We start from the raw sequence: 25,599 nt of genomic DNA on the forward strand, positions 1-25,599 counted from the left end.
CCACCGTTGATTAACCTCGGGCTTTTCTCTTGTTCGCAATCAGGAAAACCCATGAGCGATATCGCACTGCTGCCTCACGTTGAAGCATTCCTGCGCCGAAGCCACGCACTGTTTATCGACGGTGGCCACGTCCAGAGCCATTCCGGCCAGACGCTGGAGGTGATCAACCCCGCCACCGGCAAGGTCATCGCCCAAGTGGCCGACGCCGATTCGACCGACATCGACTCAGCGGTGGCGTCCGCCCGAAGCGGCTTCACCCATTGGTCCCGGGTCGCACCGGCGACGCGGGGCAACGTACTGCTGAAACTGGCCGACCTGCTGGAGCAAAACCGGGAAGAACTGGCGCAGATCGAAACCTGCCAGTCGGGCAAGATCATCCAGCTCTCCCGGGCCTTCGAAGTCGATCAGGCCGCCCATTTCTTGCGTTATTACGCCGGCTGGGCGACCAAAATCAGTGGCCAGACCATCACGCCGTCGTTGCCTTCCTTCGCGGGCGAGCGCTATACCGCTTTCACCCTGCGCGAACCGGTAGGGGTCGTGGTTGGCATCGTGCCGTGGAACTTCTCGACGATGATCGCCATCTGGAAACTCGCCTCGGCGCTGGCGACCGGCTGCAGCATCATCATCAAACCCAGCGAGTTCACCCCACTGACCATCCTGCGGATCGCCGAACTGGCCATTGAAGCCGGTCTCCCGGCAGGCGCCCTGAACGTATTGACTGGCGGCGGGCTGGTTGGCAAAGGCCTGATCGAGCACCCCGGGACCGACAAGGTTTCGTTCACTGGCTCCGTGCCGACCGGCATTGCCGTCGGCCAGACTGCCATGGGCGCCGGATTGACCCGGGCCACCCTGGAGCTGGGCGGCAAGAACTCCGCAGGCTTCCTGCGCGATGTGGATCTGGACAAAGCGGTCAACGGCATCATCGAAGCCGGTTTCCTGCATTCAGGCCAGATCTGCGCCGCCGCCGAACGTTTCTTCGCCCATCGCTCGCAGATCGAGCCGATCATGGACAAACTCGCCCAGCGCCTGAGCAAACTGAACATTGGCTCGCCACTGGACGAACTCACCGAATTCGGCCCGGTCACCAATCGCCAGCACCAACACAAGCTCGAAGGCTTTTTCGCCAAGGCCCGTGCGGAAAACAACACCATCATCCACGGCGGCAACCTGATCGACCGACCCGGTTGTTATGTCGAACCCACGGTCATCCTCGCCAACAGCATTGATGACACGCTGCTTAACGAAGAAACCTTCGGCCCGATAGCCACCTTCTTCCCTTACGACACCGAAGAAGAGCTGCTGGAGTTGATGAACAACACACCTTATGGCCTGAGCGCCAGCCTCTGGACCAACGACCTGAGCAAGGCATTACGCATGGTGCCGGCCATCAACGCCGGCACGGTGTGGGTGAACATGCACACAATGCTTGATCCGGCGGTGCCATTCGGTGGCAACAAGTCGTCGGGGGTGGGCCGCGAGTTTGGCAGTGCCTTTATCGACGACTACACGGAACTGAAGTCAGTGATGATCCGTTACTGATCAGCCAAAAGGCTATCAGCTCACTAATGGATCCATTGAATCGTTAACAAACTTAATTAACTTGACAATGCACCCTAAACTCAACATTAATGGATCCACTAAACAACAAAAACACAGCCTTGGAGAATCTCCATGTACCCCAAGAACACCTGGTACGTTGCCTGTACGCCCGATGAAATCGTTGACAAGCCACTGGGTCGGCAGATCTGTGGTGAAAAAATGGTGTTTTATCGCGGCCTGGAAGGCAAAGTCGTGGCCATCGAAGACTTCTGCCCCCATCGTGGCGCGCCGCTGTCTTTGGGGTATGTGGAGAATGGCAACCTGGTGTGCGGCTATCACGGCCTGGTAATGGGGTGCGATGGCAAAACCGTAGAGATGCCCGGGCAACGGGTCCGGGGCTTTCCGTGCAACAAGACATTCGCCGTGGTGGAACGCTACGGATTCATCTGGGTGTGGCCCGGCGATCAGGCGTTGGCCGATCCGGCGCTGATCCATCACCTGGAATGGGCAGTCAGTGACGAGTGGGCCTATGGCGGCGGTCTGTTCCACATCCAGTGCGACTACCGCTTGATGATCGACAACCTGATGGACCTGACGCACGAAACCTACGTCCACGCCTCCAGCATCGGTCAGAAGGAAATCGATGAAGCCGCGCCCGTGACCACGGTCGAAGGCGACGAAGTAATCACCGCCCGGCACATGGAAAACATCATGCCCCCGCCGTTCTGGCGCATGGCCCTGCGCGGCAACAACCTGGCCGATGATGTGCCAGTGGACCGCTGGCAGATCTGCCGCTTCACCCCACCCAGCCATGTACTGATCGACGTCGGGGTAGCCCACGCGGGCAAAGGGGGTTACAACGCCGCGCCCGAGCACAAGGCCGCGAGCATCGTGGTGGACTTTATCACCCCGCAAACCGAAACCTCGATCTGGTACTTCTGGGGCATGGCGCGCAACTTCAACCCCCGGGACCAGGCACTGACCGCGAGCATTCGTGAAGGTCAGGGGAAAATTTTCAGCGAAGACCTGGAGATGCTCGAACGCCAGCAACAGAACCTGCTCGCCCACCCGACGCGGGACCTGCTCAAGCTCAATATCGACGCCGGCGGCGTGCAGTCGCGCAAGATTCTGGAGCGTCTGATTGCCAGAGAACGCGGCGCGGAACCGCAGCGGATCCCAACAACCAGCGCCTGACCCGACTGCGGCCCCCTCACGGTGCCGCGCCTTGCCTGTACCTTTGCCAAACAAGCAGAAGTGACCGCCCGCAGCGGCAACACTCCGAGGATTGAACATGATCGATGTGGTCGTGGTTTCCCGTAAAAACGAAGCCCAGGACATCTGCAGCTATGAATTGGTCAGCGTCGATGGCAGCCCGTTGCCAGCGTTCAGTGCCGGCGCGCATATCGACGTGCACCTGCCCGACGGGCTGATCCGCCAATACTCGTTATGCAACCACCCTGAGGAACGGCACCGCTACCTGATTGGCGTACTCAAGGACTCGGCCTCCCGAGGCGGCTCCCAGCGCTTGCACGAACAGATCCACAACGGCGCCCGCCTGCGCATCAGCGAGCCACGCAACCTGTTCCCCCTGGCGGACGAAGCCCGACGCAGCATACTGTTTGCCGGTGGCATCGGGATCACCCCGATCCTGAGCATGGCCGAACACCTGGCCCATACCGGGGCCGACTTCGACCTGCATTATTGCGCCCGCTCCAGCGAGCGCGCAGCCTTTGTCCAGCGCCTGAAGGATTCGCCGTTTTCCGAGCGGGTATTCCTGCATTTCGACGAGCAACCCCACACGGCTCTGGATGCCGCCAAGGTCCTGGCGGCACCCGAAGACAATGTGCACCTTTATGTCTGCGGTCCCGGTGGCTTCATGCAGCATTTGCTCGACAGTGCCCGGGCCCAGGGCTGGCGGGAAGACCGCCTGCATCGCGAGTACTTTGCCGCAGCCCCAGTAGACAACAGCCAGGACGGGCGTTTTTCGGTCAAGGTCGGCAGCAGTGGCCAGGTGTTCGAAATTCCCGCCGACAAGACCGTGGTCCAGGTCCTGGAAAGCCACGGCATCGAGATTGCCGTGTCGTGTGAACAAGGGATTTGCGGTACCTGCCTGACACGGGTGCTGGAGGGCGTGCCGGAGCACCGCGATCTGTTCCTCACCGAGGACGAGCAGGCCCTCAACGACCAGTTCACGCCCTGCTGCTCACGCTCGAAAACACCGCTGCTGGTCCTGGATATCTGAAGCGGGTCACTCCGGGCGGAGAATGACCCTCATCCGCTCGTCCGCCGTCGCGGAACTGAAAATCTGCGCGTAGCGCAACGTCGCGTTGGCGTGTTCGCGCATGATCGCTTCGGCCCGCGCACCCTGACGATTGACCAGCGCATCGAACACCGAATGGTGTTGCATATGGGCATAGTTGAAGCGCCGGTATTCGCGGGCCATGTCATCCCGATCCACCGCCAGCGCGGTCACCGAAGCGAACGGCAGGTGATCGTTGCGTGCGAGGGCGTCGGCAATGGCCGGGTTATGACTGCCTTCGACAATGACCTGGTGAAAACGCATGTTGAGATCGTGATAGACCCCAAGGTCGTCCTCGGTCACATACCCCTTGTCGAACAATTGATCGCCCTGGACCAGACACAGCTCAAGGGCCTCACGCGCCGCGTCGGACAAGCCACGCTCGGCGGTCTGCCGAGCGGCCAGACCTTCGAGCACCCCGCGCACTTCGACCGCGCCGGCAATATCGTCGTCGCTCACCGAACGCACCTGAAACCCGCGCCCGCCAAACCGCACCAGCAGGCCTTCCTGCTCCAGCGTGCGGAACGCCATGCGCACCGGCATCCGTGAAACGCCGAACCGCTGCGCCGTGGGCGTTTCCATCAAGCGTTCGCCCGCCGCCAATTCGCCAGTGGCGATCATCTTGCGCAGCGCAACCAGCACCAATTGACCGGGCTTGCTCATCCAGGCGGCTTCCAGAAAACGTAGGCCGCCATAGTACCCCAAGCCTCACCCCAGCAGCAGCGGGCCTGTCAGACGAACGCCAGTGTTTCGCGGGCGCTTTCTATCGCGATGAGGTGCTGCGCCACCCGGGACGGGAACACGTAATTGAAAAAGAAACGGGCGCTTTGCAGTTTGCAGGCCCGTGTCGGATCCGTTTCGGGCAGAGCCCTGGAAACCCTCACCGCCCGCGCCCAGGAGAAGGCCAGTAGCGTCACCCCGCACAACTGCAGGAAGTCCCCGGCAGCCCGATAGGGATACTCGCTGTCCGCCCGGGACCGTTCGCGAATGTCCTCCACCACCTGAGCCAGCGAGTCGCACAGGCTGCCCAGCGCGATGGCGAAATCTGCGCAGTCGGACAGTTCAGCGCCCTGCCCGGCTTCTTCGCGCAGCTCTGTCAGCAGCAGGCCGAAGGCCCGCCTTTCGTCCCCCAGAACCTGACGCAGCAGCAGGTCATTGGCCTGAATTTCGTTGCTGCCCTCATAGATCATGGCGATACGGCTGTCGCGCAGGGTCTGCTCGATGGCGAACTCGGCGACATAGCCGTAACCGCCAAAGACCTGCAAGGCATTGCTCGCCTGACGAAAACCCTGCTCGGTGAAATACGCCTTGATAATGGGCGTCAACAGCTGCGCCAGTTGCCCGGCGTGCTGCCGCGCCTGCGTTTCTACGGCATGCCCGGCCTGATCCAGCAAATGGGCGGCCCAATAACCGATAGCCCGCATTCCTTCGCTGGTGCTGCGCAACTCCAGCAACACCCGGCGCATGGCCGGGTGATAACGGATCGGGTCTGCCGCCTGGGCCTCCACTGCTTCAGGTCGGCGTGGAGCGCGCATCTGCAGGCGCTCGGCGGCATATTCCCCGGCGTTCTGCCACGCCGCCTCCACGTGCCCCAGGCCTTGCAGGCCGACATGCAGCCGAGCCGAATTCATCATCACGAACATTGCCGCCAGCCCCCGATTGGCTTCGCCGATCAGCCAGCCCTGAGCGCCCTCGAACACCAGCGAACAGGTGGCGCTGCCCTTGATGCCCATCTTGTGTTCGATGCCATCACAGCGCACGCCGTTGGCTTGGCCATCGTCCAATTGCCTGGGCACCAGAAACAGGGAAATACCACGACTCCCAGTCGGCGCACCCGGCAAGCGTGCCAGCACCAGGTGCAGAATGTTCTCCGTGAGGTCGTGCTCACCGCCGGAGATGAACAGCTTGTTGCCGTGCAGGCGATAGTGGCCGTCGTCCTGGGGTTCGGCGCGACAGCGCAGCAGCCCGACATCGCTGCCGGCCTGGGGCTCGGTCAGGCACATGGTGGGCAAGGCCTGGCCGCTGACGATATCCGGCAGGTAGCGTTCCTGAAGCCAGGGTGCGCCGTGGGTCTTGAGGCACAGATAAGCACCGTGGGCAATGCCGGTGTACATGGCCCACGCGTGATTGCTGGCGTACAGCATCTCTTGTAGCGCGGCGTCGAGCAGTTGCGGCAAACCCTGCCCACCCAGATCATTGGCACACGCCAGGGCCGGCCAGCCGCCGTCGACATAGGCTCGATAGGCGTCGGCAAAGCCGTCAGGGGTAATGACCCGGCCCGCCGTCCACTGGCAGCCCTGGCGGTCGCCGCTGCTGTTCAAGGGTGCCAGTACGTCATGACTGAAACGCCCCGCCTGTTCCAGCACCTGCATCGCCAAAGGCAGGTCCAGCCCTTCAAACGCCGGGCTGCGACACCAGGCCTCAGGGGCCTGCAACCAGTGTTCAAGAACAAACTGCATATCGCGCAGGGGCGCCTGATAGCTCCACATAGGAAACCTCATCCGATCGAAAAAGGAGTCGCCCGCCACGTCAGGCGGGCATAACAAACTTCAGGCGCGGTATGCCGGGTTCTCGATCAGCAACGCCATGCCCTGCCCGCCGCCCACACACGCGGCGGCAATCCCGTAGCGCAGGTTGTGCTGGCGTAATTGCCGGGCCAGAGTCATCACCAGACGCAAACCGGTGGCGGCCAGTGGATGCCCCAATGCGAGGGAGCCGCCCTGGACGTTGAGCCGAGCGCTGTCCAATTCCAGCGCCTGAGCCACCGCCAGCACCTGGGCTGCCTGGGCTTCGTTGATCTCGAAAAAGCCGATGTCATCCAGATTCAGCCCGCTGCGTTGCAACAGCAGGCGGATGGCGGGCGCAGGACCGATGCCCATGAACTCCGGGGCGACACCCACCACTGCGCTGGCCAACAACCGGGCCAGCGGCGGACGTGTGCAGGCAGAGCTCCGCCCCACCAGCGCGGCTGCGGCGCCATCGACCACCGCGCAACTGTTGCCGGCCGTTTGAACGCCCCCGGCATGCACCGCGCGCAAACGCGCAAGGGCCGGCAGGTCCGTGGGCCGTGGATGGCTGTCCTCGGTGACAGCCGTGGCGTGACGCGGCAGGCTGATGCTGCGCGGCTGATACCCCTGAAGCTCGAACTGCTGGTTATCGACAGCGACGATTTCTTCAACCCAGGCCCCCACTTTCTGCGCCTGCAAAGCCCGTTGGTGACTGGCGCAGGCATAGCGATCCACCACCTCACGGCTTAAATCATAGCGGCGAGCCAGGTTGTCGGCGGTGGCGATCATGTCCAGCCCTGGAGCCGGGTCGTACAGGGCTTCCCAGAGAAAGTCCTTGAACGCCACGCCGCCGCCGAGACGAAACCCATCCCGGTGGGTGTAGGCGGCAATCGGATTTCGCGACATCGATTCACTGGCCACGCACAAGGCCAGTTGCACGTCATCGCGCAGTTGTTCAGCGGCTTGGCGCAATAGCTCGAAGCCGGTGGCGCAGATGCGCTGCACCCCCAGCGCCGGGACTGATTGCGCCACGCCGCAGTACAACCCGATATGCCGTGGCAACAAATAGGCATCAAAGCTCGCCTGGGCCATGGACCCGGCCAATACGCTGTCCACCGCGAGTGGATCGATGCCGGTCCGAGCCAGCACTTCACGGCCAACCTTGATCCCAAGATCGATAGGCGAAACCTGGGCCAAGGCCCCGCCAAGATCGACCCAAGGGGTGCGCACCGCGTCAAAAATCGCCACATCGGCGAAGGCCGAGTACTGACCGGCACTGCTCACGGCCTGGGCCCGGCACGCAGGATCGAGGGTTCTTCGCCGCGATACAGCGCCTCCACTCGGGTGGCGCGCCATTGCAATACGGCACGTTGATTGATCGAGCCTTTATCGGTGATTTCGCCCCGATCGATGGAGGGTGGTTCGTCAAGCAAGGCAATCCATTCCAGGCGGCTGGCATTGCCCGTCACCTCTCGATTGAGCCGCTGCAGCCAGTCGCCGAACCATTGGCGCACAGGCCCGCTGGCCAGCACCTCGGCGTCGGTGGCCTGGGCGCTAAGGCCCGACAGCCGTCGGCATTCGTACAGCCGTGGGAACACCAGAGCGCCAAGGCATTCTCGGTCCGGAGCGGCGATCACCAGGTCCTGAACATAGGGCGAGCCTTCGAGCACCGCCCGATTGCGCAGCGGCCCGACACTGACAAACACGCCGGAAGACAGCTTGAAGTCCTCGGCGATGCGCCCGTCAAACATCAGGCCCAGTTGCGGACTATCTGGATCAGCCAGCTTGATGGCATCACCGGAACAGTAAAATCCCTCATCGTCGAAAACCTCGGCGGTCTGCTGAGGTGCCCGCCAGTAGCCGGGCATGATGTGCGGACCACGGAATCGCCCTTCCAGCTTGCCGTCCACAGGGACCAACCGGACCTCGCAACCCGGCGCTGGCAGGCCGATATAACCGGCCATGGACAGCGGGCCGGTGGTAAAGGTGCACGATGGCGCGGCTTCGGTCATGCCAAGCCCGGCCATCATGCGAATGCGTTCGCCGCAATGCTGCTCTGCCACGCGATCAAGGCGATCCCAGACACTTTGCGACAGACCGGCAGCGGCAAAGAAGAACAGCTTGATGCGGGCAAAAAAGCGCTCGCGCAATTCGGCGTCCTGCTCCAGGGCATTGACAAGCTCTTCCCAACCCTTGGGCACGGTCAGGTAAGCCGTGGGCGATACTTCCTTGAGATTGCGCAGCGTTTCAGCAAAGCCTTGAACCGTGGGCTTGCCGTCGTCCAGATAAAAGGTGCCGCCGTTGTAAAGCACAATGCCAACGTTGTGGCTGCCACCGAATGTGTGGTTCCACGGCAACCAGTCCACCAGCACTGGCGGCTCTTCACCGAACACCGGAAACGTCTGCAACAGCATCTGCTGGTTAGCGCAGAGCATGCGCTGGGTGGTGATCACCGCCTTGGGTAATTTGGTCGAGCCCGAGGTAAACAGAAATTTGGCAATGCTGTCGGGGCCGGTGGCATAGAAGGCCCGATCGGCTTCAATGCCACCGGGCGTTTGCAGCAGGCTGGCGAAGTTCACCTGGCGGCGTCCCGGCACTTGGCCGCGAACGGTGATCAGCGGCGTCTCGGCCGGCAATACGGCGTCGATCGCCCGCTGGTACGCCGCCGCATCGCTGACGAACACCAGCCCCGGCTGAAGCAGATCGCAGACATGGCGCAGCTTGGCGAAATCCTGCGACAACAGCGAATACGCTGGCGATACCGGGCAGTAAGGAATGCCGGCGTACATTGCGCCGAGGGCCACCTGAAAATGTTCGATGTCATTGCCCGACAGCAACGCCAGCGGCTTGTCCGCCGACAACCCGTAACCCAACAGGCTCTGAGCAATGGCCCGCACGCTCTCAAGCATTTGCACATAGCTGACCCGACGCCAATTACCGTCGGCCTGGCGCGCGGCGATAAAGGTCTGTTCGGGACGCACCTGAGCCCAATGCACCAGACGATCCAGCAAGCGCGTCGGCAACTCGGCCAAGGGTTCCAGGGAACGCATGTGCAGCATGCCCCGCTCTTCAATGACCTCCACCGGCGGATGACCGATAGACACCTCTCGGTATCGGGGTGCGCGGGAATCGGTCTGGGGTTGTGATCTGAATTCGGAACTCACGTGATTGTCCTCCATCAAGGCACGCCGGGGGGACGCCCCTAGGGGCGCGACTCGCGGCGCGGCGTGGCAGCCAGTGGCTGCAAGCCTTGTTATTGTTATTGCTGGCCGACACGGGGCGGCGACATCCTGGGGAAGTCGGCAGCCGACGATGGGGCGGCAGTTCAGATCGGGTAGTGCCGGGGTCCGTTTTGCAGGGTCACCCAGCGCAATTGGGTGAAGTGCTCGATGGATGCCTTACCGCCAAAGCTTCCATAGCCGCTGGACTTGACACCGCCAAAGGGCATTTGCGCCTCGTCGTGCACGGTCGGCCCGTTGATATGGCAGATGCCCGATTCCACCCGCTGGGCCAGGGCCAGGGCGCGTCCGGTGTCGCGACTGAAGATGGCCGCTGACAGGCCGAACTCGGAATCGTTGGCCAGACGCAACAACGCTTCATCGCCGTCGCCGCGCATTAGCACCGCCACCGGGCCAAAGGACTCTTCGCGATACAGGCGCATGTCGTCCGTGACGCCATCGATCAGGGTTGGCTGCAGAATGCTGCCCTCCAGTTGACCACCGGCCACCAGCCGCGCGCCCTTGCTCAGGGCATCGTCGATCAACCCCTTGATCCGCGTGCCGGCACTGACGTCCACCAGGGAGCCCAGCTGCGAATCTGCCGCGGCGGGATCGCCGGCACGCAGGGTCGCAATCTTGGCCGTCAGCTTGGTGACAAAGGCGTCGGCCACCTTGGCATCGACGATCAGGCGCTCGGTGGACATGCATATCTGCCCTTGGTTGAAGTACGCACCAAAGGCGGCGGCCTCCACGGCGGCGTCCAGGTCAGCGTCCTCCAGAACCAGCAACGGGGCCTTGCCTCCCAGCTCCAGCAGGGCCGGTTTGAGGTGACGCGCCGAGAGCTCGCCGACAATCCGCCCGACATGGGTCGAACCGGTGAAATTGACCCGCCGCACAGCCGGGTTGGCAATCAGCCGCTCGACGATGGCTGCGGCATCCTCCGGGGCGTTGCTGATGACATTGACCACGCCGTCACCAAGGCCAGCGTCCTGCAACACCTGACCGATCAGGCGGTGCACGGCCGGGCTCAGTTCCGATGCCTTGAGCACCACGGTATTGCCGCAGGCCAAGGGCATCGCGATGGCGCGGGTGGCGAGGATCACCGGAGCGTTCCAGGGCGCGATGCCCAGCACCACGCCGCAGGGTTGACGCAGGGCCATGGCGAAACTGCCGGGAACATCGGAGGGGATGACATCGCCTGTAATCTGAGTGGTCATCGAGGCTGCTTCGCGCAGCATATTGGCTGCCAGACTCACATTGAAGCCGTACCAGTTGGCCATGGCGCCGGTCTCGCCCGCAGCGGCGATGAATTGCGCGCTGCTCGCCTGCAACAGTTCGGCAGCCTTGAGTAAACGGGTACGCCGTTCGTTGGGCGTCAGCGCGGACCAGCCGGGAAAGGCCGCCTGGGCCGCAGCCACGGCGGCGTCGGCATCTTCCAGGGTCGCGGCGGCCACCCGGGACACCACTTCACCGGTCACCGGGTTGCGGCGCTCGAAGGTTCGACCGTCACGGGCGGGGCACGAATGGCCGCCGATCAACAGGGGCACGTCCAGCATGGTGATTCCTCTTTATTGTCTTTATCGGGAATGCATTCAAGCGGTGTAACAGTAGCGCCGGGGCGCGGCAGCGAACAGCAGGATGCGCCTGCTGTTGACCTGTGTGCTTCAGCGTTTATACGCCTGCAGACCTGGCTTGATGCTCTTGTCATCGAGGAACTGTTTCATGCCCTGTTCGCGACCGCCTTCGGTGTCAAGCAAGCGTGACTGATCGAGCTTGGCGTAGAGGTAATCCTCGTTCTGCTCCCAGGTCAGTTCGCGGCAGCGCTTGAAGCCATGCTTGGCGGCCCGCAGCACCACCGGGTTTTTCTCCAGCAGGTTACGCGCCAGCTCGATGGTGACTTCCCGCAGTTGGGCCAGCGGTACACTCTCGTTGACCAGGCCCATCTCGGCAGCCTTCTGCCCGCCAAAGGTCTTGCCGGTCATGATGTAGTACAGCGACTGGCGATGGCCCACGGTATCGGCCATGGCCTTGCTCACCAGATTGCCCGGCGGAATGCCCCAGTTGATTTCCGAAAGACCAAAGGTCGCTTCATCGGCGCAGATCGCCAGGTCGCAGGCCACCAGCGGACTGAAACCGCCACCGAAGCACCAACCGTTGACCATCGCGATGGTCGGCTTGGCGTACATGCGCAGCAGTTTCCACTGCCATTGCGAGGCTTCGCGGCGGATTTTTTCCTGGAGGATTTCCGGGCCGGCATCCACCTCACGAAAATATTCCTTGAGGTCCATGCCGGCGGTCCATGCTTCACCGGCCCCGGTCAGCACCAGTACGCCGGCGGCAGGGTCCTGCTCCAGGGTTTCCAGCACGTCGATCATCTCCCGATTCAGGGTCGGGCTCATGGCGTTGCGTTTTTCCGGGCGGTTGAGAATGACCCAGGCGATGCCTTCTTCGATCTCGACCTTGACGGTGGTCCAGCGGCCTTCGTAATTGCTCATGACGTTGCTCTCTTGTTCTTGGCTTGAAGATGATTCGAAATTAAACCGCAAATATAGTTATGTCAATTAACTATTAATTGAATTAATCAGTGTTTTCACGTCCTTGAAAGCCACTTTAATATCCACCAGCGAGAACTCGGCATAGCCATGGCTCGCTAACCCCGGCAAACTAGATAGCTTTCTTAACCTCCACCTAGTGAGAACTGCACTGCCAATGGCCAAGCCTTCCCACATCGCCGACCTCAGCCAAGCCCTGCCCGATAACGCCGAGGTGCAGGGGCCGCTGGATTCGGCCCTGGACGACCTGATCGGTTATGCCATGCGTCGCGCCCAGCTCAAGCTGTTCCAGAACCTGATCGGCAGGCTCTCGACCCACGACCTGCGCCCTGCGCAGTTCTCGGCCCTGGCGATCATCGACCAGAACCCCGGCCTGATGCAGACCGACCTGGCCCGAGCCCTGGCCATTGAGCCGCCTCAAGTCGTGCCCTTGCTGAACAAGCTGGAAAGCCGCGCCCTGGCGGTGCGGGTGCGCTGCAAACCGGACAAACGTTCCTACGGAATCTTCCTGAGCAAGACCGGCGAAACCCTGCTCAAGGAGTTGAAGGAGATCGCCGCGCAGAGCGACCTCGACGCCACCTCTGCCCTGGACGGCCAGGAACGTGCAGAGCTGCTGCGTTTGCTGAAGAAGGTTTACCGGGACTGATCCACTCCGACGCGCGCCCCCATTCAACTGCGGGGGGCGCGGCCGGAGAGGTTCGCGCAAGGCGCCGCGCTTACCAGATAGGCAAGGTGTAAAGCACCAGGAAGCGGGTCTGGTTTTCATCACGGAAGGCCGCGCCACCAGGGAAATCGTTACGGTAGATAGATTTGCGCGCTATCAGCCCGATGTTCTTCAAGGGCCCGCTCTGGACCACATAACTGAGCTCCATCTGGAACTCGCGTTCCTTGCGGTCATCGGCATCGAAGGCCGACAGCTCGATGTTGTCACCGCGCACATAACGCAACCGACTCTTCAGGCCAGGCACCCCGGCTGCCGCAAAGTCATAGTCGTAGATGGCTTGCCAGGTGCGTTCCTTGGCGTTGAGAAAGTCCGAACTCATCGTCAGTTCGCTCATGCCCATCAACTCGGTCCCAGAGATATAAGGCGTCGCCGTATCCCCGGTGGAATGCATGTACCCGACGCTGAAACGGTGCCCGCCCCAGCGGTAGCCCAACAGCGCAGAGAGGTTGCGGTTATCCACCTCCCCGGCTTTGGCGCTGCCATCCTCGCGGCTGAAAAAACTGCGCAGATCGGTTGTCAGCACGCCATCACCCAGCGGCAGGTTGTGCAGCAGCGCCAGGGTGTCCTGCTGATAGAGGTCCGCCACTTCAGAGTGGTATACACGCAGGCTGAGGTCCTTGTTGACCTGGTAATCCCCTCCCAGGTAAGCCAGATGTGAGGTGGTTGCCGTGGCATTGAAACGCCGGTTAGGCGAGGCGATTGTCATCGCCTGGTAGTCGGTGGAGTCACGCTTGTTGATGCGATCGATATAGCCGGTGTTGAAGGTGAGTCCGTCAATATCCTTGGAGCTCAGGGTGGTGCCGCGAAACGTTTGTGGCAGCAGTCGCGACGGGCTGGCAAAAGCGAACGGCAGGAAGATCGACACGTCTCCGGTCTTCACCGTGGTTTGCGCAAACCGCAGTTTGGCGGTCGGCGCCAGACGTGAATACTCATCGGCGGCGCGCTTATCGCTGGCTGACACCGGCAACAGCTCGGTGCCGCTGCGATCCGGCGAGGAGTCAAGCTTGACCCCCACCAGTCCGCGCACATCCAGGCCAAACCCCAGGGTGCCCTCAGTAAACCCCGACTCCATGTTCATGATGAAACCCTGGGCCCACTCCCGCGCGGCGGTCTTGGCGCCATCATCCTTGTAATCGCGATCCATGTAATAGTTGCGCAGGGTCAAGGTGCCATGGCTGTCCTCGATAAAGCCCGCAGCCCAGAGCTGGGTGGGCAGAACACTCAAGCCCAGCAGCGCCAGGAGCAGGCCCGGATTGTGGTTTGACACGCAGGGGACTGACGCCGCCGCAACGGCGTCCGTAGGGAGCTTTAGCATAGTGATGTCCATTTTTTGTTGTTGTTTTTAGGGTTGTGTCGATGTTGCGCGAGCGCCATGCAGTCAGCTTCGCCAGCAGAGAATGGAAACAGCCAAGGGCTTTCGTCAACCACCAATGACCGATAATCGAACATTAATATTGTTATCTATTTTTTCGATCATCGCCGTTTTTCATCACAACCCTTTGTATTAAAACGCTTTAATTACCATTTTTTACCGTTTTAATACGCTATTCATTTTTTAGTTATCTTTGTTATCTTATTCATCAGCAGCCACAGTCACCCGTCCACCGTCGAGGCCTGGCTCGCCACCACAACAAAAACAACAATGAGGTTTGCCCATGGACAGTCCATCGCGTCGTTCGACGTTGACCATCGCTTTGTGCTTTATCGTTGCGCTGATTGAAGGGTTCGATCTGCAGGCGGCCGGAACAGCGGCTGCAGGATTGCGCCAGACTTTTGCTCTGGACCCGAAGATGCTGGGCTGGGTGTTCAGCGCCGGGATCATCGGCCTGTTGCCCGGGGCCTTTTTCGGCGGTTGGATCGCCGACCGTATCGGCCGCAAGAAAATCCTCGTCATCGCCGTGCTGGTGTTCGGGCTGTTCTCACTCTGCACCGCGTTTGTCGAAAGCTATTCCAGTCTGCTTCTGGTGCGTTTCATGACCGGCCTGGGCCTTGGCGCTGCCCTGCCCAACCTGATCGCCCTGTGCGCCGAAGCCGTGAGCGAGCGCAATCGCGGTACCGCCATCAGCGTGATGTACTGCGGCGTACCCCTGGGTGGCGCACTGGCCGCCGTCGTGGCGATGTTTTCCAGTGAACATTGGCAGACCACCTTTATCATCGGAGGCCTGGCACCCTTGCTGGTCGTGCCGCTGATGATCCTGCTGCTGCCCGAATCCACGGCGTTTCGCCAACAGCACAAAAACACCGCCAGCCCTCACCCTTCCACCCGCCAGGCACTGTTTGGCGAAGGTCGCGCGCCGACGACCCTGGCCTTGTGGCTGAGCTATTTTTTCACCCTGACGGTGATGTACATGCTGCTTAACTGGCTGCCGTCGTTGCTGCTGGAACAGGGCTTCAGTAAACCCCAGGCCGGCATGGTGCAGATGGTGTTCAATATCGGCGGCGCCCTGGGCTCGCTGCTTGGCGGGCTCCTGCTGGATCGCTGCAACGGCATCAAGGTGGTGCTGTTTGTCTATGCCGGGTTGCTGGCGGCACTGGCAGGGGTCGGTCTGTCGGTGGGTATCCTGCCCATGGCCATCGCCGGTTTTTCCGCAGGGTTGTTTGTGATGGCCGCGCAACTGGTGCTTTACGCCTTGGCACCCCCTTCGTACCCGACAGCCGTGCGGGCTACCGGTGTCGGCGCGGCGGTAGCCATTGGACGTTTGGGGTCGGTGGCCGGCCCCTTGGCAGCCGGGCAGATCCTGGCGGCCGGGGCCGGTAGTACCGGAGTATTGCTGGCCACCTCACCGGGCCTGGTGATTGCAGCACTGACCATCATCAGCGTCGTTGCCCGTTCCGCCCCTCTGAGGGTATCCATGAAAAAGGCCAAGGCCTGATCCCCTTCAGGCAAGGGGCGAGACCTGCGGGAGCACGCCTGTTCCCGCAGAGACTGCGCTTAACTGCGCAGGCACGCATTCACCGGCGGTAAACATTGCCGCCAGGGCCGGGCCTGCTCCAGTTGTGCGGCCAACGCCAGTAACGTCGACTCCTCGCCAAAACGGCCGGCGAAACAAGGCTTACACGTAGTTGAGCAGGCGAATCCCATTCCGCCAAGCCGACACTGGCGCAAGCGTGGCGAAAATGGCTAATCGCGAGGCGCAGGACGTCACCGTCATCGCCAGCGTTGTAGCCGGACGGTTAGCCGCCAACATCGCAAACGGTGAGCTCGAATCAACTTGTCCGAGCAAACGCCTTCTGAGACGTTCCAGAAAAAGCAGCCACCAGACGACCACCTGCCTCAACGCGACCTCAGGCCGATCTCGCCTTCATTCGATGTAAACGATGGTCCCGCGAAAGCGCAATGGCACGCTCAGACAAATGCGGCCTGCACATGCAAGACCACCCGCTTCATCAGGCCTAGATTACAAACGCAAAAACCATATTGCTCAGCTCACAAATCCAACAATAAGAGCCCGCACCTATGAAAACCTTGCTTGCCTGCACCATGGGACTGTTCACACTCGCCATGCAGAACACCGTAAACGCCGCCGATGGCCCACCACCGCCCTCCGTCAGTCAGCCTAACGGCAACCTGGGGAACACGAGTTTCTATGACGGTTTCGCTGGCCCTCCTGGCTTCAGCCACTTGGTTTATATGAAATTTGCCACCGCCAGCTCTTTTCGGGACAGCAAAGGGAAGGACAACAAATCGTTCGACAACCCCAAGCTGAACGTCGTGTCACTGCTCAATCAGTTCAGCTATTACTCGCCGGAAACCATCGGTGGCGGCGCTCACCTGGGCTTTAACCTGATCGTACCGATCGTGTCGCTGGACGGTGACTTTGGGGATGCAGGCGCACAGCTGAAAGACAACGCCACCGGTCTGGGCGATATCACCACGGGGCCGCAGATTCAGTTCGACCCCATCGTCGACGCCTATGGCCGCCCTGTGTTCGTCCAGCGTTTCGCCTTTGACGTGATTTTGCCAACGGGCAAGTACGACAAAAACAAGGACTTCAACCCGGGCAACAACACCTACTCGCTCAACCCTTACTGGGCCGCCACCTGGATGCCGATCCCGCGCTGGGAAGCGAGCTGGCGGCTGTACTACCTGCACAACTTCAAGAACGATGATCCCGCCAGCAGCTCCCCCGTGCCATTCGAGGGGCAAACCGTGCGCAACACTCAGGCCGGAGACGCCGCCTGGGTCAACTTCGCCGCCTCTTACGAAGTGTTGCCGAACATCTCGGTGGGCCTGAACGGCTACTACTTCAAGCAGTTCAGCGACGACAAGGTGAACGGCAGCACGCTGGAGGACTCGCGTGAAAAAGTGCTTGGCATCGGCCCCGGTATGTTCTGGAAACTCAAGGAAGGCAAAGGCGTGTGGCTCAATGTGTACCACGAAACCGATGTCGAGAACCGTGCCCGGAATGACTACTCCGTCCAGGTGCGCTTTGCGCATCAGCTTTGACCTCAGGGAGGTGACCCGACCATGAATGCGCTCAAAGCTGTCGACAGCAAAAGAACCCTGCTGGCTTGCGCCAACGCACCTTGGTGCACAGCGCCAGCCTTATGTTGCAGACCACCTGAAGAACACCCATCGAGCAGGGACGCCGTTCATCAACCGCTGTCAGTAAAGCCTAATTCACGTTTATGAGGATCATCGTATGACCAACCTCTTTCCCGAAACACCCGAGTTCTCAGGTGCGCTGTATCACCCGAGCCGCGTGGAAGCCGAGGTTATGGATCTGGAAATCGAGGGCGCCCTGCCCGCCGCCATCCGTGGTGCTTTCTATCAGGTTGCGCCCGATCCGCAGTACCCGCCGATGCTCGGCCAGGACATCTTCTTCAATGGCGACGGCATGGTCAGCGCCTTCTTTTTCGAGAGCGGCCGGGTATCGCTGCGTCGTCGCTACGTCAAAACCGCACGCCTGCTGGCCCAGCGGAGCGAAGGACGCTCCCTTAACGGGATTTACCGCAACGTCTACAGCAACGATCCACTGGCGGCCGCCAACAACACCACGGCCAACACCACCGTGCTCAAGCACAACGGTGTGCTGCTGGCCATGAAGGAAGACGCACTGCCTTACGCCATGGACCCGCAAACCTTGGAAACCCTGGGCGTTTACGACTGGAACGGGCAGATCACTTCAAGCACCTTCACCGCCCACCCGAAGGTCGATCCAGCCAGCGGTAACCTCCTTGCCTTCAGCTACGAAGCAAAAGGCGATGGCTCACCGGACATGGCCTATTTCGAAATCAGCCCCGATGGAAAGCTGCTGCACGAAATCTGGTTCCAGGCACCCTATGCCGCGATGGTCCATGACTTCGCTGTGACAGAGAACTATGTCGTCCTGCCCTTCATTCCTCTGACCACAGACGTGGAGCGCATGAAGCGCGGGGGTCAGCACTTCCAGTGGCAACCTGACCTGCCGCAACTGTTCGCAGTGTTTTCGCGCAAAGGCGACGCTGGCAGGGTTCGCTGGTTCAAGGGGCCGGCAAATGGCTTTCAGGGTCATACCCTCAATGCGTTCGAAGAGAACGGCCTGATTCACGTGGACATGCCGGTCACCGACGGCAATATCTTCTACTTCTTCCCGCAGGAGGATGGCTTCGTTCCCTCCCCCGAAACACTGTCATCCAGCCTGCACCGCTGGACCTTCGATCCGACTGCCCCCAGCGATCTCGTCGAGCCGCAGGCCCTCAACGACTACCCTTGTGAGTTTCCCCGGGTGGATGACCGCTACATCGGCCAGCCGTATGAGCACGGCTTCATGCTCGCGTTCGACCAGACCCGGCCGTACCGCGAGGAGAACGGCCCCATGCCGTTCCAGTTCTTTAACCTGCTGACGCACTTCAACCTGAGGACCGGTGTGAGCGATAGCTGGTTCGCAGGCGACAGTGAGTGCTTTCAGGAGCCGATCTTCGTGCCGCGTTCGGCAGACGCGGCAGAAGGTGATGGGTATGTCATCGCGCTGCTGAACCATATGGCCGACAGTTGCAGCGAGCTGGTCGTTCTCGACTCCCGCGACATGGCCGCAGGCCCGGTGGCAAGGATCAAGATCCCGTTCCGCATGCGCATGTCACTGCACGGTTCCTGGGCCCCCGGCGAGTAAACCATGCGACGACGAACCAGGCACTGGCGCCGCTCACGATGAGTGGCGCCGCCTTTGTGCAACGTACCTGTAAGGCCCTGGCCTCGGTCCGCACGCCCCTCGTATTCGGCCTGCATACCACGGTGGCGGCATTGCTCGCCCTCGCCCTGGCCAATGCGGCCGGCATTCATCACCCTTGGTGGGCCGCCATGACGGTGTGGCTGGTCGCCCAGCCTACCCGTGGCCTGTTTATCGAACGCTGCATCGCACGCCTGGCTGGCAGCGCTGTCGGCGCCCTGGTCGGCGGTGCCCTGCTGTACTTTTTCTTCGATTGGCCCAATGTCCTGCTTTGCCTGCTCGCAGTCTGGCTGGTGCTGTGCGCCGCAGTCGGCAACCTCTTCCGTCACTTCCGCAACTACGCCTGGGTACTGGCGGGTTATACCGCCGCTATCGTGGCCCTGTTCGGCTTGGCCGATCCGGTGCTTGACCCGGAACTCGCCAGCGGACGGGTCTTGTGCACGCTGATCGGCATACTCTGCTCCTCCAGCGTATCCTGGCTCTTCACAGCCAAATCCGAACCCACCGTTCTGCTGGAGGAACGACTCGATGCACTGGTCAGTGACAGCCTCCACTGGTGCATGACCGCCCCCGCCCCGGCGAAACCCGACACCGCGCCTGACCTCACCCGCGTGCTGGGCGCCTTCAAGGCCCTGGATGGCTTGCTCGACCTCACCGCCGCGGGCTCACGCGAAGGTCGCCAGCGAGTTCGCCATGCCAATGAGGTCATCGACGCGCTCCTTGTGGTTGTCGCCCTCGTCCATACGATGACCCAAACGCGGCGCTTTCCCCTCTGCTACGCACGCTTCGACGACCGTTGCAGCGAGCAGGAAAACCTCGAAGCATTCATCGCGGCCCTGCAGTCCCCGGTGCCTGACACCCCTGACCACGCGCAACTGCTGCTGGCCCTCACCCAGCTTCAGGACCGGCTCAAGGGCCAGAAAAGCACCGCCAGCTGGCGCGAACGCCTGCTCAACCACGACTGGCGCGCCGCTGGCACCTCCGCGGGCAGACCACTGTCGGCCTTGATTGGCGCTGCTCTTATCTGGCGCCTGAGCGGCTGGGACGAAGGGGCCATCATGACCATGACCGCCGTGCTGTTCGCCTCGCTGTTCTCCAGCCATAACGACGCGAAAAACGCCGTCAAGGATGTCTTCATCGGCTCGTTGCTCGGTGCCGGCGCAGGCATGATCGCCCGCCTCTGGCTACTTCCCCAGGTGCAAAACGATGGGCAGTTGTTGCTCTGTATCGCTCCCTTTTTGCTGATCGGCGCCTGCCTGATGGCCCGTGCCAGAACAGCGAAACTGGCCATCGACCTGAACATGACGTTCCTGCTGACCGCACAACCCGGCGTGCATTTGCAGGGTGACGTGGAGCACGTTGTGCTGCAGACCCTGGCGATTCTACTGGGCGTGATGGCGGCTGCCGGTGGTCTGCTGCTGTGGCACCCCGCGCATCCGGCGGGTCGCCGCCTCGCGCTGGCACGGCGCATCACCAGACAAACCCTACGGGCGACAGCGCCGAACCGACTCGCCCTGGCTCACGCACGTGCGCGGCCCCTGCTGCGCTCACTGGTGGTGAGCGAGGGTTGCGCGAGCCAACTGGTCAACGCCGCCCTCACCTGCATCGCGGCGACAGCCCCCCACCCTCCAGAACGCATGCCTGATGCGCCGACCTTCGCAAAGGCCAGAAACGACGCGGAACACGCCGCTCGAACACTCGCCCACCTCGCCGCTACCTGATTGCTCTTCCAGACCCAAGGAGTTACCACATGAACCTGATAGCTGATCCATGGCATGACTTCACCGGACAATTCATCGCTGGCCGCTGGTGCCCGGGCAACGCGGGCAAAACCCTGGACGATCACAACCCCTACGACGGTGCGCTGCTGACCCGCATCAGCCTCGCCAGTCAGGACGATCTGGATCAGGCCTACCGGGCCGCCGCAGCCGCGCAGAAAGGCTGGGCGGCCTTGCTTCCCTCGGAGCGTGCCGCGGTTTTTCACCGGGCCGCGAGCATCCTCGACGTGCGCCATGAGGAAATCGTCAGTTGGCTGATCCGTGAATCCGGCAGCACTCGCACCAAGGCTGAGGTCGAATGGGCGTCGGTCCGTGCGACCATGCTCGCGGCGGCCAGCATGCCCTTGCGCGTTCAGGGGCGGATTCTGCCGGTCGATATCCCCGGCAAGGACAGCTGCGTCTATCGCAAGCCACTGGGCGTGGTCGGGGTGATCAGCCCGTGGAACTGGCCAATGCACCTGTCCAACCGCTCGATAGCGCCGGCCCTCGCCCTGGGCAACGCGGTGGTGGTCAAGCCGGCCGACGACACGCCGGTAACGGGTGGCCTGCTGCTGGGCAAACTCTACGAGGCCGCCGGGCTGCCAGCGGGTGTGCTCAACGTGGTGGTCGGCGACGTGGCCGATATCGGTGACGCGTTTACCCTGCACCCCATTCCCAAATTCATCTCCTTCACCGGCTCGACCCGCGTCGGTCGACACATCGGCGGCCTGGCCATGAGCGGCCCGACACTCAAACGAGTCGGCCTGGAACTGGGCGGCAACGCGCCCTGTGTGGTACTGGACGATGCTGACATCGAGCGTGCGGTTCAGGGAGCCACGGTCGGACGCTTTCTGCACCAGGGGCAGATCTGCATGAGCACCAACCGGATCATCGTCGATGCCAGTATCCACGAGCGTTTCGTCGAGGCCTTCGTCGAGCGGGTTCGCGGCCTCAAGGTAGGCGACCCCAACGACAGCGACACGGTGATCGGCCCATTGATCAATCAACGCCAACTCGGGGCCGCCCTGGAGCGGATCGAAGCCGCCAGACAGACATCGGCGCGACTGATTCTCAGTGGTGCCGCTCAGCGCCAGATATTGCCGCCGCACGTGTTCATCGACGTCGCCAATGATTCGCTGTTGGCGCAGACCGAGCAATTCGCCCCTATCGCGCCCATCATCCGCGCCAACGATGAGGCGCACGCGCTCGAACTGGCCAACGCCACGGAATTCGGCCTGTCCAGTGCGGTGTTCACCCGGGATGAGGCCCGCGGGGTGCGTTTCGCCCTGCAGGTCGAGGCGGGAATGACCCACGTCAACGATATTTCCGTCAACGACGACCCCAGCAACCTCTTTGGCGGCGAGAAAAACAGCGGCCTTGGGCGCTTCAACAGCGACTGGATCATCGCCGAACTCACCACCGATCACTGGGTTTCCGTGCAACAGGGGCCACGTCCCTACCCGTTCTGAGCGCACCTCGCGCTGCCGGCCTCCGCCGGCAGACACCCTCTGAACAGCGAACCGCTCGTCAGCCTGCGCTTCGCTTCCTGCCCCTGTCTATGCAGCTGAAAGCCCCATTCCAGAGCTGTTAGGCCGGTTCATCGGCACGGCAAAAATCAATTAGTATTTTCACAATATAGGATTTATACATAAATCCCACTTTACAGGATTTAAGAATACTTCTAGATTTAGGTCATCGCGGTTGCAGACGCGAAAGGTGCATCACTACAAAAATAACGAGGCCTAAGCCGTGCATAACTCCACATCTACCAGTGCCCTTGGGGGCGTGATCAACAACCGTCGAATCGGCGCCAGACAATACGAAGTGCTCGCTCTCTGCCTGCTGGTGGCGATCCTCGATGGCTTCGACACCCAGGTCATCGGCTTTCTGGTCAAGCCAATGGCTGACTCCCTGGCTATCGCACCTTCGGCCTTCGGTCCCGTTTTTGCGGCGGCGCTGGTTGGCCTGATGATCGGTGCCCTGGTGCTGGCCCCCCTGGCCGATTGCATCGGGCGCAAGAAAGTGTTGCTCGCCTCGGTCATCACCTTCGGCGTCTTCGCGCTGCTGACCGCGTTCGTCGACCAGTACGATGAGTTGTTACTGGTGCGTTTTCTGACCGGCCTCGGCCTGGGCGGCGCGATTCCCAACCTGGTTGCCCTTGCCGCCGAATACATGCCGCGGCGCGCGTCCCGCTCAGCCGTGACCCTGGTGTTCTGCGGCATGCCGCTCGGCGCCATGCTGGCCGGGCTGACCGCTCAACACGTGCTGGCGCACTGGGACTGGCGCGTCATCTTCATCATCGGCGGGCTGCTGCCCATAGCGGTGGCGCTGATCATCGCCCTGCGCCTGCCGGAGTCGATGGAATACCTCGCCCGCTCGAGCCGTAACCGTTCGGTACTGGACCGGCTCATCAAGCAACTGTTTCCCAGTGTCAGCACTCTTCCGGTCGAGACGTTCGCCACCGTGCAGAGCACGGCCGAGCGCATCCCGGTCAGCCGCCTGTTCATCGACGGCATGTGGCGCCGGACCCTGCTGCTGTGGCTGCCGTACGCCATGAACCTGCTGATTCTCTACTCGATCATGAGTTGGATTCCGACGGTACTGGCCAGCGCCAACGCACCGATGAGCACCGGCATCCTGGCCATCATCCTGTTCAGCCTCGGCGGCGTCATCGGCTCGGTGTGCCAGGGCTACGCCATGAACCGCTACGGCACGACTCACGTGCTGCTCGGCGAATTCGTCTGCTACCTGGCGCTGGTGCTGGTCCTGAGCACGCTGCCGGTGACGCTGGACTTCTTCCTGGGCGTGATGTTCGTGCTTGGCATCACCGTGCAGGGCGCCCAGGCCGGACTCAACGCCGTGGCGGCGGAGATCTACCCGCAGTCCATCCGTTCAACCGGTGTCGGCTGGGCTCTGGGCATTGGCCGCATCGGCTCCATTCTCGGACCGATCTTCGGCGGGCTGATGCTGGGCCTGGGCTGGTCGCTGCAGCAAATATTCATGGCCGCCCTGCTCCCCGGAACGATTGCCCTGGGCGCGATGCTGATCATTCTTCTCGGACAGGTGCGGGCCGTCGCCCACAGCAACGCCTGACCTCTCTTACTGACAACAACCCATAAGGGGACGCTTCATGAAAATCGCCAGTTTTACGTACCAGGGCCGCGACTCCTACGGCATTGTGGAAGGTGACCGGATCATTGATCTGGAGTCACTGAAAGCCACCCTGGGTCAGGACCTCAAAGAGGCCATCGAGCGCAACCGTCTGGTCGAGCTCAGCTCGAACGAGCTGGCCGACCTGCCCCGCGTGGCGATTGCGGACATCACCTTTCAGCCTGTCATTACCCGGCCGGGCAAGATCCTCTGCATCGGCATCAACTACGCCACCCACGTTCGCGAAACCGGACGCGAAATGCCGACCTACCCGATGATCTTCACCCGCTTCGCCGACAGCCAGACCGCCCACGATCAGGCCATCCTGCGCCCCACGGCTTCGCACAAGCTGGATTTCGAAGGCGAACTGGCCATAGTCATCGGCAAGCCGGCACGGCACGTCAAACAGGCCGATGCCCTCGATTTCGTCGCGGGCTACGCGTGCTACAACGATGGCAGCGTGCGTGACTGGCAGAAGCACACCATCCAGTTCGTACCGGGCAAGAACTTCCCGCGTACCGGCGGGTTTGGCCCCTGGCTGGTGACCCCCGACGAAATCGCCGACCCTCAGAACCTGGAGCTGACCACCCGCCTGAATGGCGAAGTGATGCAGCACACCAGCACCGCCGACATGATCTTCGACGTGCGCAAACTCATCGAATACTGCACCACCTTCACCGAACTGGCGCCGGGTGACGTCATTGTTTCGGGCACGACCGGTGGCGTGGGGGCATTCCGTGAACCGCCGGTGTGGATGAAACCGGGCGACGTGGTCGAGGTGGAAATCGCGTCCATTGGCATCCTGCGCAACACCATCGCAGACGAGTAACGAAAAATGGACGGCCTGTCTAAACAAACCCGGCCCAGCCGCAGCACGGCCCCCGTCGTCGCCAAGGCCTCCAGCCTTGAGCGCATGCTGCGCGTGCTCGACATCTTTACCGAGGCCAGTCCGATCTGGGCCGTGGACGATATGGGAGCCGCGCTGGGCTACACCCGCTCCACGGTCTACCGCTACGTTCGCGAACTGACCGATGCCGATCTGCTGTTTCAGGTCGAGGCCGGCCGCTACACCCTCGGGTCACGGATCATTACCTGGGATCGTCAGTTGCGCGTCAGCGACCCGTTGGTGCGCGCCGCCAGGCAGCTCGAACCCGAGTTGCCGCAATGGAGCGAGCATCAGGTCTGGCTGGTCTGCCGTTTGTTCAAGAATCAGGTCGTCTGCATCCACCAGAATGGCGACCTCACCGATGAAGTGAGTTATGCCCGTGGTACACCGCGCCCTCTGTTCATGGGCGCAACGTCCAAGGCGATCCTTGCTCACCTCGGCACGCGCCAGCACAACCAGCTGTTTCTGGAGAATCCGCAGTTGATACGTCAGAGCAACCTGGGCCAGACCTGGGACGAGTTCCGCCGCTCACTGCAACGTATTCGCCGCAAGGGCTTCGTGATCACCGCCGCCGAGGTCGACACCGGCGTATACGGCCTGGCGGCCCCGATCTTCGACGGCGAGGACCGGGTCGTCGGCAGCATCTCCTGCGTGCGTCCACTCCAGGAGCGCGATACCTCACTGGATGAACGGCACGGGCAGCAGATCGTTGCCCTGGCCGACAACCTTACACAGTTAGCGGCCGCTCTAGCCCACCGCCCCAGGCAGTTGGACTGAGTGACCACTCAAGCAAGAAGGGAACAACAATGACAACCCTT

Annotated in this window: 19 protein-coding genes; 12 read left to right on the forward strand and 7 right to left on the reverse strand. The window is 61.8% G+C overall.

The annotated features are described in order from the left end of the window. Window positions 1–51: 51 nt before the first annotated feature. From ACP7B0_RS03470 to ACP7B0_RS03480, 3 genes are all read left to right on the forward strand, one after another. Window positions 52–1,539 (forward strand): aldehyde dehydrogenase family protein, encoded by a 1,488-nt coding sequence (locus ACP7B0_RS03470; protein ID WP_426139514.1) that lies wholly within the window; start codon window positions 52–54, stop codon window positions 1,537–1,539. Between the two features lie 132 nt (window positions 1,540–1,671). Next, window positions 1,672–2,733, forward strand: a complete 1,062-nt coding sequence (locus tag ACP7B0_RS03475; RefSeq protein ID WP_426139515.1) for a Rieske 2Fe-2S domain-containing protein — start codon at window positions 1,672–1,674, stop codon at window positions 2,731–2,733. 97 nt (window positions 2,734–2,830) lie between these two features. Continuing rightward, a complete protein-coding gene (locus tag ACP7B0_RS03480; RefSeq protein WP_426139516.1) occupies window positions 2,831–3,781 on the forward strand; it encodes a PDR/VanB family oxidoreductase in 951 nt (316 codons plus the stop codon). Between the two features lie 6 nt (window positions 3,782–3,787). On the opposite strand, the gene ACP7B0_RS03485 is transcribed toward ACP7B0_RS03480, so the two are convergent. From ACP7B0_RS03485 to ACP7B0_RS03510, 6 genes are all read right to left on the reverse strand, one after another. Then, a complete protein-coding gene (locus tag ACP7B0_RS03485; RefSeq protein WP_426139517.1) occupies window positions 3,788–4,501 on the reverse strand; it encodes a GntR family transcriptional regulator in 714 nt (237 codons plus the stop codon). Window positions 4,502–4,569: 68 nt separating this feature from the next. Beyond that, the gene (locus ACP7B0_RS03490; protein WP_426139518.1) at window positions 4,570–6,327 is read right to left on the reverse strand and encodes an acyl-CoA dehydrogenase; all 1,758 of its coding nucleotides are present in this window, start codon (window positions 6,325–6,327) and stop codon (window positions 4,570–4,572) included. A gap of 60 nt (window positions 6,328–6,387) precedes the next feature. Further along, a complete protein-coding gene (locus ACP7B0_RS03495; protein WP_426139519.1) occupies window positions 6,388–7,629 on the reverse strand; it encodes a thiolase family protein in 1,242 nt (413 codons plus the stop codon). After that, entirely contained in the window at window positions 7,626–9,509 is a 1,884-nt protein-coding gene (locus tag ACP7B0_RS03500) for a feruloyl-CoA synthase (protein ID WP_426139520.1), read from the reverse strand. The genes ACP7B0_RS03495 and ACP7B0_RS03500 overlap by 4 nt, the downstream gene beginning before the upstream one ends. A 161-nt stretch (window positions 9,510–9,670) precedes the next feature. Next, complete coding sequence (locus tag ACP7B0_RS03505) at window positions 9,671–11,119, reverse strand: aldehyde dehydrogenase (protein WP_426139521.1); 1,449 nt, start codon at window positions 11,117–11,119, stop codon at window positions 9,671–9,673. 108 nt (window positions 11,120–11,227) lie between these two features. Continuing rightward, entirely contained in the window at window positions 11,228–12,058 is an 831-nt protein-coding gene (locus tag ACP7B0_RS03510; protein WP_010567568.1) for a p-hydroxycinnamoyl CoA hydratase/lyase, read from the reverse strand. 214 nt (window positions 12,059–12,272) lie between these two features. On the opposite strand from ACP7B0_RS03510, the gene ACP7B0_RS03515 reads away from it, so the two are divergent. Then, window positions 12,273–12,761 carry a MarR family winged helix-turn-helix transcriptional regulator gene (locus ACP7B0_RS03515; protein WP_426139522.1) on the forward strand — a complete coding sequence of 163 codons (489 nt, stop codon included), beginning with the start codon at window positions 12,273–12,275 and terminating at the stop codon, window positions 12,759–12,761. A 70-nt stretch (window positions 12,762–12,831) separates the two neighbouring features. Here ACP7B0_RS03515 and ACP7B0_RS03520 read toward each other — a convergent pair whose 3' ends face one another. Beyond that, window positions 12,832–14,154, reverse strand: coding sequence for an OprD family porin (locus tag ACP7B0_RS03520; protein ID WP_426139523.1), 1,323 nt, complete (start codon window positions 14,152–14,154; stop codon window positions 12,832–12,834). A 340-nt stretch (window positions 14,155–14,494) separates the two neighbouring features. On the opposite strand from ACP7B0_RS03520, the gene mhpT reads away from it, so the two are divergent. The 8 genes from mhpT to ACP7B0_RS03560 all read left to right on the forward strand — a co-directional run bounded on the left by mhpT (window position 14,495) and on the right by ACP7B0_RS03560 (window position 25,558). Continuing rightward, a complete protein-coding gene (gene mhpT / locus ACP7B0_RS03525) occupies window positions 14,495–15,712 on the forward strand; it encodes a 3-(3-hydroxy-phenyl)propionate transporter MhpT (RefSeq protein WP_426139524.1) in 1,218 nt (405 codons plus the stop codon). A 608-nt stretch (window positions 15,713–16,320) separates the two neighbouring features. Then, a complete protein-coding gene (locus ACP7B0_RS03530; RefSeq protein WP_426140053.1) occupies window positions 16,321–17,286 on the forward strand; it encodes a SphA family protein in 966 nt (321 codons plus the stop codon). A 196-nt stretch (window positions 17,287–17,482) separates the two neighbouring features. Beyond that, the gene (locus ACP7B0_RS03535; protein WP_426139525.1) at window positions 17,483–18,931 is read left to right on the forward strand and encodes a carotenoid oxygenase family protein; all 1,449 of its coding nucleotides are present in this window, start codon (window positions 17,483–17,485) and stop codon (window positions 18,929–18,931) included. A gap of 56 nt (window positions 18,932–18,987) precedes the next feature. Further along, window positions 18,988–20,709: an FUSC family protein gene (locus tag ACP7B0_RS03540; protein WP_426139526.1), complete on the forward strand. Its 1,722-nt coding sequence runs from the start codon at window positions 18,988–18,990 to the stop codon at window positions 20,707–20,709. Between the two features lie 29 nt (window positions 20,710–20,738). Next, the gene (locus ACP7B0_RS03545; RefSeq protein WP_426139527.1) at window positions 20,739–22,214 is read left to right on the forward strand and encodes an aldehyde dehydrogenase family protein; all 1,476 of its coding nucleotides are present in this window, start codon (window positions 20,739–20,741) and stop codon (window positions 22,212–22,214) included. Between the two features lie 280 nt (window positions 22,215–22,494). Then, window positions 22,495–23,838, forward strand: coding sequence for an MFS transporter (locus tag ACP7B0_RS03550; protein ID WP_426139528.1), 1,344 nt, complete (start codon window positions 22,495–22,497; stop codon window positions 23,836–23,838). 37 nt (window positions 23,839–23,875) lie between these two features. After that, on the forward strand, window positions 23,876–24,724 hold the full coding sequence (locus ACP7B0_RS03555; protein ID WP_426139529.1) for a fumarylacetoacetate hydrolase family protein: 849 nt from the start codon (window positions 23,876–23,878) through the stop codon (window positions 24,722–24,724). Window positions 24,725–24,730: 6 nt separating this feature from the next. Further along, window positions 24,731–25,558, forward strand: coding sequence for an IclR family transcriptional regulator (locus ACP7B0_RS03560; protein ID WP_426139530.1), 828 nt, complete (start codon window positions 24,731–24,733; stop codon window positions 25,556–25,558). Window positions 25,559–25,599 lie beyond the last annotated feature (41 nt).

Source organism: Pseudomonas sp. DWP3-1-2, from assembly GCF_049896285.1.
Lineage (GTDB): Bacteria > Pseudomonadota > Gammaproteobacteria > Pseudomonadales > Pseudomonadaceae > Aquipseudomonas.

What these genes read in the sequence shown, in the direction of transcription:
- ACP7B0_RS03470 (WP_426139514.1), top strand. Translation starts at nt 52, where the DNA reads ATGAGCGATATCGCACTGCTGCCTCACGTTGAAGCATTCCTGCGCCGA.
- ACP7B0_RS03475 (WP_426139515.1), top strand. Translation starts at nt 1,672, where the DNA reads ATGTACCCCAAGAACACCTGGTACGTTGCCTGTACGCCCGATGAAATC.
- ACP7B0_RS03480 (WP_426139516.1), top strand. Translation starts at nt 2,831, where the DNA reads ATGATCGATGTGGTCGTGGTTTCCCGTAAAAACGAAGCCCAGGACATC.
- ACP7B0_RS03485 (WP_426139517.1), bottom strand. Translation starts at nt 4,501, where the DNA reads ATGAGCAAGCCCGGTCAATTGGTGCTGGTTGCGCTGCGCAAGATGATC.
- ACP7B0_RS03490 (WP_426139518.1), bottom strand. Translation starts at nt 6,327, where the DNA reads ATGTGGAGCTATCAGGCGCCCCTGCGCGATATGCAGTTTGTTCTTGAA.
- ACP7B0_RS03505 (WP_426139521.1), bottom strand. Translation starts at nt 11,119, where the DNA reads ATGCTGGACGTGCCCCTGTTGATCGGCGGCCATTCGTGCCCCGCCCGT.
- ACP7B0_RS03510 (WP_010567568.1), bottom strand. Translation starts at nt 12,058, where the DNA reads ATGAGCAATTACGAAGGCCGCTGGACCACCGTCAAGGTCGAGATCGAA.
- ACP7B0_RS03515 (WP_426139522.1), top strand. Translation starts at nt 12,273, where the DNA reads ATGGCCAAGCCTTCCCACATCGCCGACCTCAGCCAAGCCCTGCCCGAT.
- ACP7B0_RS03520 (WP_426139523.1), bottom strand. Translation starts at nt 14,154, where the DNA reads ATGCTAAAGCTCCCTACGGACGCCGTTGCGGCGGCGTCAGTCCCCTGC.
- mhpT (WP_426139524.1), top strand. Translation starts at nt 14,495, where the DNA reads ATGGACAGTCCATCGCGTCGTTCGACGTTGACCATCGCTTTGTGCTTT.
- ACP7B0_RS03530 (WP_426140053.1), top strand. Translation starts at nt 16,321, where the DNA reads ATGGGACTGTTCACACTCGCCATGCAGAACACCGTAAACGCCGCCGAT.
- ACP7B0_RS03535 (WP_426139525.1), top strand. Translation starts at nt 17,483, where the DNA reads ATGACCAACCTCTTTCCCGAAACACCCGAGTTCTCAGGTGCGCTGTAT.
- ACP7B0_RS03545 (WP_426139527.1), top strand. Translation starts at nt 20,739, where the DNA reads ATGAACCTGATAGCTGATCCATGGCATGACTTCACCGGACAATTCATC.
- ACP7B0_RS03555 (WP_426139529.1), top strand. Translation starts at nt 23,876, where the DNA reads ATGAAAATCGCCAGTTTTACGTACCAGGGCCGCGACTCCTACGGCATT.
- ACP7B0_RS03560 (WP_426139530.1), top strand. Translation starts at nt 24,731, where the DNA reads ATGGACGGCCTGTCTAAACAAACCCGGCCCAGCCGCAGCACGGCCCCC.